The organism is Yoonia litorea (genome assembly GCF_900114675.1).
In the GTDB taxonomy this organism is placed as follows: domain Bacteria; phylum Pseudomonadota; class Alphaproteobacteria; order Rhodobacterales; family Rhodobacteraceae; genus Yoonia; species Yoonia litorea.
Genome location: NZ_FOZM01000001.1, coordinates 228,260 through 242,383, shown reverse-complemented (window position 1 = coordinate 242,383; position 14,124 = coordinate 228,260). Strand labels below are relative to the sequence as shown.

Annotated in this window: 16 protein-coding genes; 12 read left to right on the top strand and 4 right to left on the bottom strand. The window is 57.5% G+C overall.

Annotated elements, in window-relative coordinates; translation table 11 throughout:
* Positions 1-43: 43 nt before the first annotated feature.
* From BM316_RS01285 to BM316_RS01230, 12 genes are all read left to right on the top strand, one after another.
* Positions 44-499 (top strand): universal stress protein, encoded by a 456-nt coding sequence (locus BM316_RS01285; RefSeq protein WP_090203011.1) that lies wholly within the window; start codon positions 44-46, stop codon positions 497-499.
* A 92-nt stretch (positions 500-591) separates the two neighbouring features.
* Positions 592-1,155, top strand: a complete 564-nt coding sequence (locus BM316_RS01280; RefSeq protein WP_090203008.1) for a NifU family protein — start codon at positions 592-594, stop codon at positions 1,153-1,155.
* A gap of 13 nt (positions 1,156-1,168) precedes the next feature.
* Positions 1,169-1,750 (top strand): tRNA (adenosine(37)-N6)-threonylcarbamoyltransferase complex dimerization subunit type 1 TsaB, encoded by a 582-nt coding sequence (gene tsaB / locus BM316_RS01275; RefSeq protein ID WP_090203005.1) that lies wholly within the window; start codon positions 1,169-1,171, stop codon positions 1,748-1,750.
* Positions 1,747-2,166: a GNAT family N-acetyltransferase gene (locus tag BM316_RS01270; protein WP_090203002.1), complete on the top strand. Its 420-nt coding sequence runs from the start codon at positions 1,747-1,749 to the stop codon at positions 2,164-2,166. Before tsaB ends, BM316_RS01270 begins: the two co-directional genes overlap by 4 nt.
* Positions 2,167-2,353: 187 nt before the next feature.
* Complete coding sequence (locus tag BM316_RS01265) at positions 2,354-3,349, top strand: BMP family lipoprotein (RefSeq protein WP_090202999.1); 996 nt, start codon at positions 2,354-2,356, stop codon at positions 3,347-3,349.
* An 83-nt stretch (positions 3,350-3,432) separates the two neighbouring features.
* On the top strand, positions 3,433-5,037 hold the full coding sequence (locus BM316_RS01260) for an ABC transporter ATP-binding protein (protein WP_090202996.1): 1,605 nt from the start codon (positions 3,433-3,435) through the stop codon (positions 5,035-5,037).
* 3 nt (positions 5,038-5,040) lie between these two features.
* On the top strand, positions 5,041-6,150 hold the full coding sequence (locus BM316_RS01255) for an ABC transporter permease (RefSeq protein ID WP_090202993.1): 1,110 nt from the start codon (positions 5,041-5,043) through the stop codon (positions 6,148-6,150).
* Positions 6,131-6,553, top strand: coding sequence for a hypothetical protein (locus BM316_RS01250; RefSeq protein ID WP_090202991.1), 423 nt, complete (start codon positions 6,131-6,133; stop codon positions 6,551-6,553). The genes BM316_RS01255 and BM316_RS01250 overlap by 20 nt, the downstream gene beginning before the upstream one ends.
* Positions 6,554-7,522: an ABC transporter permease gene (locus tag BM316_RS01245; RefSeq protein WP_090202988.1), complete on the top strand. Its 969-nt coding sequence runs from the start codon at positions 6,554-6,556 to the stop codon at positions 7,520-7,522.
* Positions 7,506-8,312: a purine-nucleoside phosphorylase gene (locus tag BM316_RS01240; protein ID WP_090202985.1), complete on the top strand. Its 807-nt coding sequence runs from the start codon at positions 7,506-7,508 to the stop codon at positions 8,310-8,312. Before BM316_RS01245 ends, BM316_RS01240 begins: the two co-directional genes overlap by 17 nt.
* 137 nt (positions 8,313-8,449) lie before the next feature.
* The gene (locus BM316_RS01235) at positions 8,450-9,373 is read left to right on the top strand and encodes a sulfite exporter TauE/SafE family protein (RefSeq protein ID WP_090202981.1); all 924 of its coding nucleotides are present in this window, start codon (positions 8,450-8,452) and stop codon (positions 9,371-9,373) included.
* Complete coding sequence (locus tag BM316_RS01230; RefSeq protein WP_090202977.1) at positions 9,373-10,122, top strand: TIGR02186 family protein; 750 nt, start codon at positions 9,373-9,375, stop codon at positions 10,120-10,122. The genes BM316_RS01235 and BM316_RS01230 overlap by 1 nt, the downstream gene beginning before the upstream one ends.
* Here BM316_RS01230 and BM316_RS01225 read toward each other — a convergent pair.
* From BM316_RS01225 to ccrA, 4 genes are all read right to left on the bottom strand, one after another.
* Positions 10,119-10,829: an SDR family oxidoreductase gene (locus BM316_RS01225; RefSeq protein WP_090202974.1), complete on the bottom strand. Its 711-nt coding sequence runs from the start codon at positions 10,827-10,829 to the stop codon at positions 10,119-10,121. The two genes, BM316_RS01230 and BM316_RS01225, sit on opposite strands and share 4 nt — an antisense overlap.
* A complete protein-coding gene (locus tag BM316_RS01220) occupies positions 10,826-12,352 on the bottom strand; it encodes an ATP-dependent DNA helicase (RefSeq protein ID WP_090202972.1) in 1,527 nt (508 codons plus the stop codon). The genes BM316_RS01225 and BM316_RS01220 overlap by 4 nt, the downstream gene beginning before the upstream one ends.
* Before the next feature lie 65 nt (positions 12,353-12,417).
* Positions 12,418-12,609: a hypothetical protein gene (locus BM316_RS01215; protein ID WP_090202969.1), complete on the bottom strand. Its 192-nt coding sequence runs from the start codon at positions 12,607-12,609 to the stop codon at positions 12,418-12,420.
* A gap of 136 nt (positions 12,610-12,745) precedes the next feature.
* Positions 12,746-14,038 (bottom strand): crotonyl-CoA carboxylase/reductase, encoded by a 1,293-nt coding sequence (gene ccrA / locus BM316_RS01210; RefSeq protein WP_090207324.1) that lies wholly within the window; start codon positions 14,036-14,038, stop codon positions 12,746-12,748.
* Positions 14,039-14,124 lie beyond the last annotated feature (86 nt).

Here is a 14,124-nt window from a genome sequence, read left to right as displayed (position 1 = left end):
CGCAGGGATCAGTCACAGTTGAGAAAGCCTTAGGGGAATATTCATGCGCAAGTTTCTGGTCGTCCTCGACGACAGCCGCGAATGTCTGAACGCCATGCGCTTTGCGGCGATGCGTGCGGCGCACACCGGTGGCGGTGTCGCAATCCTGTCGATCATTCCTCCGGACGAATTCAACCATTGGATTGGTGTGGGCGAGATCATGCGCGCCGAAGCGCGTGAGCGGATCGAAGTCCACTACGAAGTTTTCGCCAAATGGATGCGGGATAAGCAAAACGTGCATCCTGAGCTGATTATCCGTGAAGGCGAACCCCTCAATGAAATCATGGCCCAGATCACCGAAGACCCCGATATCGGCGTTCTCGTCCTTGGTGCGGGCACCGACAGCAAAGGGCCTGGCCCTCTGGTGACTCATTTAACCCGACAGTCTGGCAGTTTGCCCGTGCCGATTACCATCGTGCCCGGTGACCTGTCGAAAGAGCGGCTCGAGGCAATCACCTGACACGGTGACTGCGGCAATTTAGAACCATTCCAAATCTTGACATGGGGCCTTTGCGGTCGCATATCTAAAGCCTGACAAAAAAGGTTTGCCCGATGTTCATCCAGACTGAATCAACACCGAATCCAGCAACACTGAAGTTTCTGCCAGGCCAGAACGTGCTCGAGGTAGGGACTGCTGATTTTCCCAGCGCAGAAGCGGCTGAGGCATCGCCTCTGGCCAAACGGATCTTTGCGACCGGAGGTGTAACTGGCGTTTTTTTCGGCATCGACTTCGTCACAGTGACCAAGGCAGATGATGTCGAATGGGACCATATCAAGCCGGGTATCCTGGGCGCGATCATGGAGCATTACCAATCCGGCCAGTCGGTCATGGCGGAGGATCACAAGCCCGCCAGCGGTCATGCTGACCATGATGGCGAGGATGCGGAAATCGTCGGACAGATCAAAGAATTGCTTGATACACGCGTCCGCCCCGCCGTTGCGCAGGATGGTGGTGACATCACCTTCCACGGATTTGATCGCGGGATTGTCTATCTGCACATGCAAGGTGCGTGCGCGGGTTGCCCCTCTTCGACGTTGACGCTGAAAATGGGGATCGAGAACCTTTTGCGGCACTATATCCCCGAAGTCGTCGAAGTGCGGCCCGTCGCAGCCTAGACGAAACGCCCGAATGACACGAGCAAAGCCCATTATTCTGGCTTTCGACACATCGGCGGCGCATTGCGCCGCCGCTTTGTTGTCGGGGGACGATATCGTGACACGCGTCGACGAAATGAAGAAGGGTCAAGCAGAGCACCTGATGCCGATGCTTGAGCAGATGCTGAAGGAAAGTGGCCTTGCCTGGTCGGACCTTGATGCCATCGCCGTTGGCGTTGGTCCTGGAAACTTTACAGGAATACGCATTGCGGTGTCAGCGGCGCGCGGACTTGCGCTCGGACTGAATAAACCTGCCATCGGGGTCAATGGGTTCGAGACACGCGCTTTCGGCGCCGAAGGTCCGTATCGCGCCGAAATCCCTGCGCCACGCGGCCAGTCATATTTCTTGGACTTTGACGAGGACGGGCCGACCGGAGCACCATTCCAAGCAGAAGCCACAGGCATGGCCGATGCATCTGCAGACGAACTGATTGCGGCCCTTGCGAGGATTGCGGCGAAGCGCCTTGATGGTCCAAATTCGCGGCCAGCGCCGCTTTATGTGCGTAGCGCAGATGCCGCGCCGCCACGCGACCCTGCCCCAGTGATCCTGCCATGACGCCCGAAAGTCTGGCTGAGACGCACGCACTGGCCTTTGCTGATGCACGCGGATGGCAGGCAGATGAATTCGCGGCGTTGTTGAAACACCCCGGCACTTTCGCCGCCGGTAGCACTGACAGCTTCGTCCTGATCAGGGTAATCGGCGATGAGGCTGAAATCATGACGGTCGCCACGCATCCGCAAAAACAAAGACGTGGCCTTGCAAGAAAGGCGCTTGTGGACGCCGAGAGGCGTGCCTCAGACCGGGGCGCTACTACGATCTTTCTCGAAGTAGCGGAAGACAACCCACCCGCGAGAGCACTTTATGATGCGTCTGGCTACCGCGAGGTCGGGCGACGCGCAGATTATTATACGCGCAAAAATAGTGCAGCAGTTGCAGCCCTTGTGCTGCGCAAGGATATCGCGTCACGGTGACCCAGCGTCACAAGCTGCCTGACAGAGAGTTTATGGGCTTTGACGCGCGGAAACCCTTAAAAAGCTGTTGATCTTCGCCACAAGGCAAGGCCTTATCTAGCGATGACCGGACTCACAAAGTCTTGGCGTTCAATGAGGGGGCGTGATGCCCGATATAACCTCGCAATACGACTTGGGAGAAATCTTAATGAAAATGACACAGAAATTTCTTGGCGCGACTGCTGCGCTCGCGCTGACTGCCGGCGCTGCTGCAGCTGATCCTGCCATCCTGTTCGATCTAGGCGGCAAGTTCGACAAATCCTTCAACGAAAGCGCCTACAACGGTGCAGAGCGTTGGGCACAGGAAACCGGCGGTTCCTACGCTGAGGTGGAAATCCAGTCCGACGCGCAGCGTGAGCAAGCGATCCGCCGCTTTGCAGAGTCCGGCGCAAACCCAATCGTGATGGCTGGTTTCTCTTGGGCGACTCCGCTGGCAGAAGTCGCGGCTGACTATCCTGATACGAAGTTTGCAATCATCGACATGGTCGTTGATGCGCCAAACGTGCGTTCGGTTGTCTTCAACGAACATGAAGGCTCCTACCTTGTCGGCATGATGGCCGCGATGGCATCTGAGACAGACACTGTGTCCTTTGTAGGCGGCATGGACATCCCGCTGATCCGCCGCTTTGCCTGTGGCTATGCCCAAGGCGTCAAGGCTGTGAACCCAGATGCGACCATCATCGCCAACATGACCGGCACAACACCGGCCGCATGGAACGACCCGGTGAAGGGCTCCGAGCTTACACAGGCGCAGATCAGCCAGGGTTCTGACGTTGTCTTTGCTGCTGCTGGCGGCACAGGCGTTGGCGTTCTGCAGACAGCAGCCGACGAAGGCATCCTGTCGATCGGCGTGGACAGCAACCAGAACTACCTGCACCCAGGCCAGGTTCTGACCTCGATGATGAAGCGCGTCGACAATGCCGTCTACGAAGCCATGATGATGGGCGAAGACCTTGAAACCGGCTTTAACGTGATGGGTATCGGAAACGGCGGCGTCGGCTATGCGCTGGACGAATTCAACGCTGATCTGGTTTCTGAGGAAATGCAGGCGACTGTTGATACGGCTGCCGCTGCAATCACCGCGGGCGAACTTTCGGTCCATGACTACATGGGCGACGAAACCTGCCCGGCCCTGACCTTCTAATCAGGCGAATAAGGCCAAAATGACAACGGGCCGCGCGAGAGCAATCCGCGCGGCCTTTTGCGTCAGACAGCACAGGTGCAGCCATGACCGATACCGCTCCAGCGATTGAGCTCAAAGGGATTTCCAAAGCATTCGGCCCTGTTCAGGCCAACAAGGACATCTCGATCCGCGTGATGCCAGGTACTATTCACGGGATTATCGGCGAAAATGGCGCTGGCAAGTCGACACTGATGTCGATCCTCTATGGCTTCTACAAAGCTGACGCAGGCGAAATCTTCATCAGCGGCAAGAAGACAACGATTCCTGACAGTCAGGCTGCCATCGCAGCCGGCATCGGGATGGTATTCCAGCACTTCAAACTGGTCGAAAATTTTACCGTCCTTGAGAACGTCGTTCTCGGGGCCGAAGACAGCGGACTTTTGCGGCCCTCGCTTGCGCGGGCGCGCCGCGAGCTGAAAAGCCTTGCTGAAGAATACGAATTGAACGTCGATCCTGATGCCCTGATCGAAGAAGTCGGCGTCGGTATGCAACAGCGGGTGGAAATCCTGAAGGCGCTCTATCGCAAGGCTGACATCCTCATTCTGGATGAGCCGACCGGCGTTCTGACCCCTGCCGAGGCTGATCACCTCTTCCGTATTCTCGAAAACCTCAAACGAGAGGGCAAAACCATCATTCTGATCACGCATAAACTGCGTGAAATCATGGATATCACCGACACGGTCAGCGTTATGCGGCGTGGCGAAATGACAGCGACCGTCAAAACCGCTGAGACCAATCCAGCGCAGCTTGCTGAACTGATGGTCGGTCGCAAGGTGCTCTTGCGCGTTGATAAAAAGCCCGCCGAAGTCGGGAAAAAGATCCTCGAGGTGAAAAACCTCAATGTCACTGACAGCCAAGGTGTGCACCGCGTGAAGGACGTCAGTTTCGACATTCATGCCGGTGAAATCCTGGGAATTGCAGGTGTGGCTGGCAATGGTCAGTCGGAGCTTCTCGAAGTTCTGGGGGGTTACGAAAAGGCGACCGGCAGCATCAAGGTCAATGGCGAAGAGATTGACCTGACGGGGGCGCACTCAGACGGGCAGAGCCGCCGTGCGCGCGGGATCAGCCACGTGCCCGAGGATCGTCAGCGTGAGGGTCTGATCATGGACTTTCACGCTTGGGAAAACACCGCCTTCGGGTATCACCACGACGCGCGCTACCAAAAATCGTCCATTCTGATGGACAATGCCGCGATACGCCGCGACACCGAAGAAAAGATGGCCCGTTTCGATGTGCGACCGCCGAACCCGCAACTGGCGGCAAAGAATTTCTCTGGCGGAAACCAGCAGAAAATCGTGCTTGCCCGCGAAATCGAGCGTAACCCTGACCTGCTGTTGATTGGTCAACCGACGCGCGGCGTTGACATCGGTGCGATCGAATTCATCCACCAGCAGATTGTTGCACTTCGGGATCAGGGAAAGGCAATCTTGCTTGTTTCTGTGGAGTTAGAGGAAATTTTGTCCCTCTCAGACCGCATTGCGGTTATGTTTGACGGAAAAATAATGGGCGAGCGGATGCCTCAAGATACGAACGAAAAGGAACTCGGCCTCTTGATGGCCGGGATGACAGCCGCGCCTGCTGGTCCGGTCCATCAGGCCGTAGAAGCACAGCTGGCGCACGCCGGGACCAACCCATCCAAGGAGGTGTAGGCCATGGATGTGATGCCAAAATGGGCCGATGTGATCCTGATCCCGCTAATTTCGATTCTGCTTGCCGCCATTCTGTCGGCGATTGTGATCCTTGCGATTGGTGAGAACCCCTGGGAGGCGCTGAAGCTGATGGTCAGCGGTGCGCTCGGGTCGACATATGGCTGGGGCTATACGCTCTACTATGCGACCAACTTCATCTTTACCGGGCTGGCAGTCGCGATCGCGTTTCACGCACGGATGTTCAATATCGGTGGCGAAGGTCAGGCACTGATCGGTGGATTGGGCGTGGCATTGGCCTGTCTCTTTATCCCTTGGCCACATTGGACACTGGCGCTATTGGGCGCGGCTGTGATGGCGGCGCTTTTCGGCGCGGCCTGGGCGGCGATCCCTGCATTCCTGCAAGCAAAGCGCGGCAGCCACATCGTGATTACAACGATCATGTTCAACTTCATCGCTGCGGCTTTGCTGAACTATCTGTTGATTGGCGCTTTGAAGGTTCCGGGCAGTATGGAACCAGCAACAGCCAAATTCCCTGAAGCCACGCACCTTCCCTCGTTTCAGGACATGTTCAACTTTGGCGACACCACGTTCTTTCGTGGCGCGCCAGCCAATATCACTTTCTTCGTTGGGCTGGCGGCTTGCGTCGCCCTATGGGCGCTGATCTGGCGCACGCGCCTCGGCTACGAGATCCGTTCATTCGGACATTCCGAGTCCGCCGCCAAATATGCAGGCATCAGTCCGACAAGGATCATCATGGTCTCCATGCTTATTTCAGGCGGCCTCGCCGGCATGATGGCCATCAATAACGTACAGGGCGAGGCCGAACGGCTGGTCCTGAACGCAGTGGAGGGGGCGGGCTTTATCGGCATCGCCGTCGCACTGATGGGGCGCAGCCATCCTTTCGGGGTGCTTCTGGCCGCGCTTCTTTTCGGCTTCCTCTATCAAGGCGGCGCAGAACTCGCCCTTTGGACGTCGATCCCCCGTGAGCTGATTATCGTAATACAGGCATTGGTAATCCTCTTCACGGGCGCACTGGACAACATGGTGCGCATGCCGCTTGAGCGGCTATTCCTATCAATGAGGAGAGCAAAAAATGAAGGCAGGACAATTTAAAGTGGGCGTCGATGACGATACCGGCGCCGATCTTGGTTTTGTGCTGAGTTGCTTGGCACTCGGCATGATCTCGATGGAGGAATTCCACCAATGGATTCACCATGTGATCGACAACACGCCCGGTCATGACGTGCCACCACATCTGATCGCACTTCTTGGGCTGCGGAAACCAGCAAGCGTTTTCAAGCCAAACGAAGCCATCATGCGCCGGATGCCGCACGACCCCTTCATCACAGATGACCGCTTTGACGCGATGCTCGGTCTGCAGTTCTTCCTGCGCCGTGACAAGACGCAGGCTGTCGAAATCAATCAAGCGCAAGCGGAAGCCGCCTTGCGCCGCAACCCTGAGGTGGCGGACCGCTTCTTCGCGCTCTTCCCCTTCCTGATGGAGAAAGCTGCCTAAATGGACTTCGGGACCCTCTTGCAGATGCTGGACGCGACCTTGCGTCTGGCGACCCCGCTCCTTCTGGCCTGTCTTGCAGGTCTGTTCTCAGAGCGTGCCGGTATCTTCGATATCGGGCTAGAGGGGAAAATGCTGGCGGCAGCGTTTCTCTCTGCCGCCATTGCTGCCGTATCCGGTAGTGTCTGGCTAGGCCTGCTGGCCGGGATCGGCGCATCACTGATGCTGTCAGCGGTTCACGGACTGGCCTCCATCACATTCCGTGGAAATCAGCTGATTTCCGGCGTGGCAATCAACTTCCTCGCGGCTGGCCTTACGGTTGTTGTCGCGCAAAGCTGGTTCCGCCAAGGCGGGCGGACGCCTCAGTTATCGGGCGATGCCCGTTTCAACCCGATTGATTTGCCCTTCGCCGAAGCCATGCGCGACGTTCCTGTGATCGGGCCCATCTACGCAGAGCTGATCTCAGGCCATACCATTCTGGTCTATGTGGCCCTTCTGACAGTGCCGCTGACATGGTGGCTGCTTTACCGGACACGGTTCGGCTTGCGTTTGCGTGCTGTGGGCGAAAACCCTGCAGCCGTCGATACCGCTGGCGTTTCCGTCATTGGACTGCGTTTCGCTGCCGTCGCCATCTGCGGCGTGCTCTGTGGTATAGCAGGCGCCTATCTTGCCACCGCCCTGCAAGCAGGTTTCGTAAAGGATATGAGCGCCGGTCGTGGTTATATCGCCCTCGCCGCCCTGATCTTTGCCAAGTGGCGGCCGTGGTACGCGCTTTATGCCTGCCTGCTCTTTGGCTTCTTGCAGGCGATGTCGCTGCGTCCCGACGTGGTTGAAGGAATCGTGGGCTTTGGCGTCAACGGCCAGTTGCTTGACGTGCTGCCTTACATCCTGACGGTCATCATCCTTGCCGGTTTCGTCGGCAAGGCAATCCCACCACGCGCAGGCGGCGAACCCTATGTCAAAGAACGTTGAGGACCTCGCCGGTCTGATCAGGACGCGCGCAGGTGATGCACCTGTCCGGCTTGGCCTGATCCTCGGTTCAGGTCTGGGGCATATCGCCAACGAGGTCGATGGCGTCGCTATTCCCTACGGCGACTTGCCAGGTTTCCCTCACGCGGGCGTGTCGGGTCACAACCCCAACCTTGTGATCGGCGATCTTGAAGGTGTGAGGGTCGCTGTCTTTGGTGGTCGGGCGCATTACTACGAAAGCGGACGCGGGGATGCGATGCGCCTTCCGCTTGAGGTTCTCAAGGCGCTCGGCGCAGAGGCAATGATTGCCACCAATGCGGCGGGATCAATGCGGCCAGATATGCCGACCGGTTCGATCATGTGCTTGTCGGACCACATCAACTTCTCGGGCCTGAACCCGCTCATTGGCGAACCGACCGATGCGCGTTTTGTGCCCATGATGGACGCCTATGATCCGGCCATCCGCGAGGGCCTACACGCGGCCGCCAAGGCAGCCGACGTTGATATGGCTGATGGCATTTATGCCTGGTACTCCGGTCCGTCATTCGAGACCCCCGCCGAAATCCGCGCAATCAGAATGCTTGGTGCTGATGCGGTTGGCATGTCCACCGTGCCCGAAGTGATCCTTGCAAGGTTCTTGGGGCTCAAAGCGGCAGCGATCTCGACAATCACGAACATGGCCGCCGGAATGAGCGACGAAGCCATCAGCCACGAACACACCAAGGCCATGGCCCCCATCGGCGCGGCAAAACTTGAGAAGGTTCTCAAAGGCTATCTCGCCGCCCTTTCATAAGTCCAGTTCGGCAATGTCGTTATATCCACGTTGCGGCATTTTTCGCATTTGCAGCATTTTTCTTCGCCTCAGCATTTGACAGGTTCGGGAGAAAGGTCTTTTGTGCGCCCACTGGCACAAGCGCCCGGACTCAGTTCATGCAGATCTACCTCCCCATCGCCGAAGTATCGGTGAATGCCTTCCTTCTTTTGGGGCTTGGCGGAATCGTGGGCATTCTTTCTGGCATGTTCGGCGTCGGCGGCGGTTTCTTGATGACGCCGCTACTGTTCTTCATCGGCATCCCGCCAGCAGTCGCCGTGGCAACGGAAGCCAACCAGATCGTCGCCTCTTCGTTCTCTGGCGTGCTGGCGCACCTCAAACGCAAGACGGTGGACCTCAAGATGGGGACGGTTTTGCTGATCGGAGGTTTGATTGGATCAGGCCTCGGGATCGTCGTCTTCAACTACCTGAAGTCGGTGGGTCAGGTCGAGCTGCTGGTGCAGCTTTGTTATGTCGTTTTCCTTGGCATGATTGGTAGCCTGATGTTTGTCGAAAGCCTGAGGGCCATTCGCAAATCAAACAAGGCCGGTGGAGCGACTGTTCCGACGCGGCGGCGGCACAACTGGGTGCATAACCTGCCCTTCAAAATGAAGTTCCGCGTGTCGGGCCTTTATATCTCGGTCATCCCGCCGCTTCTGGTGGGTGTACTCGTCGGCGTCCTTGCGGCGATCATGGGTGTCGGTGGTGGCTTTATTATGGTCCCAGCCATGATTTACCTGCTTGGTATGCCAACCAAGGTGGTTGTTGGTACGTCCCTGTTCCAGATCATTTTCGTGACGGCTTTCACAACCATGCTTCACGCAACGACCAATTACACGGTTGATATCGTCTTGGCCGTTCTGCTGTTGGTTGGCGGTGTGATCGGTGCGCAGATCGGCACACGGATCGGCGTTAAAATGAAGGCTGAGCAGCTCCGGATTTTGCTCGCGCTCATGGTGCTGGCCGTCTGTGGGAAACTGGCGTTCGATCTACTTGTGATGCCAAGTGAGCTTTACTCTCTGGGTGCCGGGGGTGGACACTGATGCTGCGCCTGTTCGCTCTGTTCCTGATCCTCGCCCTGCCCGCGAAGGCCGAAGAAATCGTGCTTGGGCTCAGCCGTGACGAAGTTGCTATCACCGCGACGTTTGAAGGCTCGGAGATCCTTGTCTTTGGTGCGGTCAAACGCGAAGCACCCATAGCCGACGACAGCACCCTTGGCGTTATTGTCACTGTCGCCGGTCCCGACAAACCAGTCACGGTGCGCCGCAAGGACCGCAGGTTGGGCATCTGGGTAAATACGGATGCGGTCGAGGTTGACGCCGCACCGTCATTCTACGCGGTTGCCACCTCTGCATCGATGGAAGACGTGCTGCGAGATATCGAAGACCTGCGCTATCGTATCACCATCCCGCGCGCGATCCGCTCGGTCGGGGCAGAGGTTGGTGACAGCTCTTCGTATACCGAGGCGCTGATGCGCATTCGTGCCGACCAGGATCTGTATCAGATGCTTGAAGGCGAGGTTGATCTTGAACAGGAAACACTGTTTCGCACGGCAATCACCCTGCCTGCCAACCTCACCGAAGGCGATTATCAGGCGCAAATCTTCCTGACGCGTGGCGGCGAGGTCATTGATGAATTCAGGACGGCGATCCCGGTCAAGAAAGTCGGGCTTGAGCGCTGGCTCTACAATCTCGCGCATGAACAAGCCTTTCTCTATGGCCTGATGTCACTGGCGATTGCCATCGCGGCTGGATGGGGCGCCTCTGCGGCGTTTTCTCTCCTGCGGCGCTAGCCTCGTCCGATGTGAGGCATTTTTGTAGCCATCACCATCATTGACTGAACATTCGCCTCTGCGGGCAAGCTGGCCATGTGAAAAACAGAGCGCGCGACATCCTCAACAGACATGCTTGGCAGCGGCTCCAGCCCCTCTGCGGCACGTTTCACTTCCAGATTTTTCACCAGATCGGTGCGCGCATTGCCAATGTCGATCTGGCCGCACGCAATATCAAAGGCGCGGCCGTCCAATGACAGCGTCTTTGTCAGCCCGCTGACCCCGTGCTTGGTGGTCGTGTAACAGATCGAACCCTCGCGCGGTGTCCACGCGGAAATCGAGCCATTGTTGATGATCCGCCCACCTTGCGGCGTCTGATTGCGCATCTGCCGAAAGGCTGCGCGCGCGCACAGGAACATCCCTGTCAGGTTCACATCAACGACCTGTTGCCAGTCTTGCAACGTCACTTCGTCAATGGTCGTCTGCGGGCCGAACATGCCAGCATTGTTGAACAGCACGTCCAAATGGCCAAAACCCTCAAATGCCTCATCGACCGCGCCTTCGTCCGTGACATCACAAGGCATCTGGACGGCGTTGGGGTGATCGACCTCCGCAAGCTTGACGGCGTTCCGCGCGATCATCCCGACGCGCCACCCTTGGACAAGAAAGTATTCGGCGGTGACCCGCCCGATGCCGTTACTTGCCCCTGTAATGATGATGGATTTCATGGCTCTTCACTTTCCAGTTTCAACGGTGCCGCTGGCACATCAAGGTCATCAATGCGCAACGTCCCTTGCGGCCGTGCAAGGCGATTTCGGACCACCCAACGCAACTGGGTTTCTGCGCGGGTGATGGCGACGTATGCCAGACGTTTCCACAATGGCTGTCCCGCTTCCACCCGGCCCATACGGCTGGCGGCATAAATATCCGGTGCAAAGACCTGCACCGTGTCCCATTGCGACCCTTGCGCCTTGTGGATCGTGACCGCCGCGCCATGCAGAAAGGTTGCACCCATACGAGCCGCAAACGGGATGAAGGGTTCTTCATCCCCTTCCTGCTCAATCTTGACGATGCTCGCAGCACTTACCTGCGGGTCTTCTGCGCCAATCACATGCAAACGCGAAAAGCCCGGCTTGCGACCCGGCCCGAGATAGATCACCTGCGCGCCTTTGATCAGCCCGCGCGCCTCTAGATCGAGCCGTTTTTTGCGGTGCTTGAGGGGCAATTCGATGCCGTCACAGATCAAGGGTTCACCTGAGAGAAGTTCGTCGTCTGGTGCACCGAAGGCCGCACGGAAGGCATGGATCAACCTGATCCGCGTGGCGTTGCGCCAGACAAGACACGGCGATCGCGCCATCAGGTCTGCCTCTACGCGTTGAGCCATCACGACGCGGTCATCATTCTGCGCCTTTTCTTCAATCATGCGCTCAAAGGCGTGGAAATCCAACGCAGGATCAGCAAGCGCATGTGCGAGATCAAGGATCGGGTTGTCTGCTTCCTGCCTGTGGATGCGGTTCAACGACATGATGCGCGGTGCAGGGAGACTTTCAAAGACCATGCCGCCGGACGACTGCACGGGCGGAAGCTGCGCAGGATCCCCAAACAAAAGCAGAGTGGGGAAGATTTCCTGTAGGTCCTCAAACTGTTTTTCGTCGAGCATCGAACTTTCATCGACAAAGCCGATATCAAGCGGGTCTTCACGCCGCTTCCAGCCGGTAATGAAGTCTGACCCGCGCAAACCCGCCGCTGCGAGTGCTGCAGGAATGGATTTGTTTGCCTCATAGGATGCATGGGCGCGGTCAAGCGCCACGTCCGTCAGCCCCTCGATCTCCGGTCGGTCACCCTGCCCTGCCAGCCATTCTGCAATTTTCTCGTACTCAGGATCATAGACGGGCGTGTAAAGAATACGGTGGATTGTTGTGGCAGGGACGCCCCGCGTGCGCAGGACACTTGCGGCCTTGTTTGTGGGCGCCAGAATAGCCAGCGTCCGACGGTCTTTGCGCTTGCGGCCTTCCCAGTCACCCGAAATCACATCGACGCCGGCCTCTTCAAGTGCACGATAAAGCTCGGCGAGCAGCATCGTTTTCCCGGAGCCTGCCTTTCCGATGACCGCCAGCACTGATGTTTTCTCGGACATCGGCGGTTGCAGCAAGCTGTCGTCAAGATCGATGCCGGACTGCCGCAGCGCAACCGCGACATTGTCCCAGGCTTCCGCCTGATCTTCTGAGAATGTTATTGAAGGCACGGCCATATCGCGGACCTTATCGGTGGGGCGCTACCGCTACCAGCAGGAACCGCCCTAACGCCAAGTCCCCATCACTTATTTCCGATGTTGGGAAGGATCACATCACCCTGCGGTGTACGGTTCGTGGGACCGGAGCTGTCGGCCATTTCGATCGCTGCTGTCATCATGGCTTCATCAAGCTGCTCACTCAAAAGTGGCATCTCGTTTTGCTGCGCAAACTGGCGCAGATCAGACAGAACGTGAATGACCCAATCGTGACCCATGCACCAACTTCTCTAGGAACTCTTAACGAAGACTTAACAACCTAGAGATGTATTGTGTCAGGAATAGGCTGAATTCACAAGAAAAATGGGCGCAGACCTTTCGGACCGCGCCCAGCTTGGGAAGTCAGGGGAGGGATTATGGGTTTTGCGAGGCCTCGACAGCATCTTCAAACGTGCGGATCCCCATTTTCGGGGACTGCACGAGAACAGCCATGTTACCCGGCTTATGCTGGTTGCGCAGCATCTTGGTGTGGGCCTCAGGAATCGCCGTCCATTCAAAGCACTCTGACATGCACGGGTCCAGACGCTGCTCGACCATCAGGTTGTTGGCGGCACTCGCCTGCTTGAGGTGGGCAAAATGGCTGCCTTGCAAGCGCTTCTGATGCATCCACATGTAGCGCACATCGAAGGTGCAGTTGAAACCAGTGGTGCCGGCACAAATCACGACCATACCGCCCTTCTTACAGACCAGCGATGATACGGGGAATGTCGCTTCACCCGGATGCTCAAAGACCATATCGACGTTCACACCTTTGCCGGTGATCTCCCAGATGGCCTTGCCGAATTTGCGGGCTTCCTTCAGCCAAGTGGCATATTCGGGTGTGTTGACTGTCGGCAGTTGACCCCAGCAATTGAAATCGTTGCGGTTGATGACACCCTTGGCGCCCAATGACATCACAAACTCACGCTTGCTTTCGTCACTGATGACCGCGATAGCATTGGCACCGGCAGTGTTGATCAGCTGGATCGCATAGGAGCCAAGGCCGCCCGACGCACCCCAGACCAGTACGTTCTGGCCGGGCTTCAGATCATGTGGCTCATGCCCGAAGAGCATCCGGTACGCGGTCGCCAATGTCAGCGTATAGCAGGCGCTTTCTTCCCAGGTCAGATGCTGCGGGCGCGGCATCAGCTGTTGGGACTGCACACATGTGAACTGTGCAAAGGACCCGTCTGGCGTCTCATATCCCCAGATGCGCTGGCTTTCAGAGAACATCGGATCGCCGCCGTTGCAGTGCTCATCATCGCCATCATCCTGGTTGCAGTGGATGACAACCTCGTCGCCAACCTTCCAGCGCTTGACCTTGTCGCCAACGGCCCAGACGATTCCTGCCGCATCGGAACCAGCAATATGATATTCGGCCTTGTGAACATCGAACGGGCTGATCGGCTGTCCAAGACCGGCCCAAACGCCGTTGTAGTTCACGCCTGCGGCCATCACCAGCACAAGAACTTCGTGGCTGTCAGGCTGAGGGCAAGCCACCACTTCCTGCTGGAAAGCCTGCTCGGGCTCACCATGGCGTTCGCGACGGATTGTCCATGCGTGCATCTGGGCTGGCACATGACCCAGAGGAGGCATCTCGCCTACTTCATAGAGGTCTTTTTGCGGCGCGGCATATGTCGCCGTTGGGGCAGATTGGTCGAGGGCCATGTTAGTCTCCATCACGCTAAGTCCAGTTTCTTGCCGCGCCGCAGAATCGGCGCCTTCCCTGATTGGATATGCGACGTAAGGGTAAC

Bases quoted from the DNA above. Each gene is read 5' to 3' on its own strand.
- BM316_RS01255 (WP_090202993.1), top strand. From the start codon at position 5,041: ATGGATGTGATGCCAAAATGGGCCGATGTGATCCTGATCCCGCTAATT.
- BM316_RS01240 (WP_090202985.1), top strand. From the start codon at position 7,506: ATGTCAAAGAACGTTGAGGACCTCGCCGGTCTGATCAGGACGCGCGCA.
- BM316_RS01215 (WP_090202969.1), bottom strand. From the start codon at position 12,609: ATGGGTCACGATTGGGTCATTCACGTTCTGTCTGATCTGCGCCAGTTT.
- BM316_RS01230 (WP_090202977.1), top strand. From the start codon at position 9,373: ATGCTGCGCCTGTTCGCTCTGTTCCTGATCCTCGCCCTGCCCGCGAAG.
- BM316_RS01270 (WP_090203002.1), top strand. From the start codon at position 1,747: ATGACGCCCGAAAGTCTGGCTGAGACGCACGCACTGGCCTTTGCTGAT.
- tsaB (WP_090203005.1), top strand. From the start codon at position 1,169: ATGACACGAGCAAAGCCCATTATTCTGGCTTTCGACACATCGGCGGCG.
- BM316_RS01245 (WP_090202988.1), top strand. From the start codon at position 6,554: ATGGACTTCGGGACCCTCTTGCAGATGCTGGACGCGACCTTGCGTCTG.
- BM316_RS01265 (WP_090202999.1), top strand. From the start codon at position 2,354: ATGAAAATGACACAGAAATTTCTTGGCGCGACTGCTGCGCTCGCGCTG.
- ccrA (WP_090207324.1), bottom strand. From the start codon at position 14,038: ATGGCCCTCGACCAATCTGCCCCAACGGCGACATATGCCGCGCCGCAA.
- BM316_RS01220 (WP_090202972.1), bottom strand. From the start codon at position 12,352: ATGGCCGTGCCTTCAATAACATTCTCAGAAGATCAGGCGGAAGCCTGG.
- BM316_RS01260 (WP_090202996.1), top strand. From the start codon at position 3,433: ATGACCGATACCGCTCCAGCGATTGAGCTCAAAGGGATTTCCAAAGCA.
- BM316_RS01285 (WP_090203011.1), top strand. From the start codon at position 44: ATGCGCAAGTTTCTGGTCGTCCTCGACGACAGCCGCGAATGTCTGAAC.
- BM316_RS01250 (WP_090202991.1), top strand. From the start codon at position 6,131: ATGAAGGCAGGACAATTTAAAGTGGGCGTCGATGACGATACCGGCGCC.
- BM316_RS01235 (WP_090202981.1), top strand. From the start codon at position 8,450: ATGCAGATCTACCTCCCCATCGCCGAAGTATCGGTGAATGCCTTCCTT.
- BM316_RS01280 (WP_090203008.1), top strand. From the start codon at position 592: ATGTTCATCCAGACTGAATCAACACCGAATCCAGCAACACTGAAGTTT.
- BM316_RS01225 (WP_090202974.1), bottom strand. From the start codon at position 10,829: ATGAAATCCATCATCATTACAGGGGCAAGTAACGGCATCGGGCGGGTC.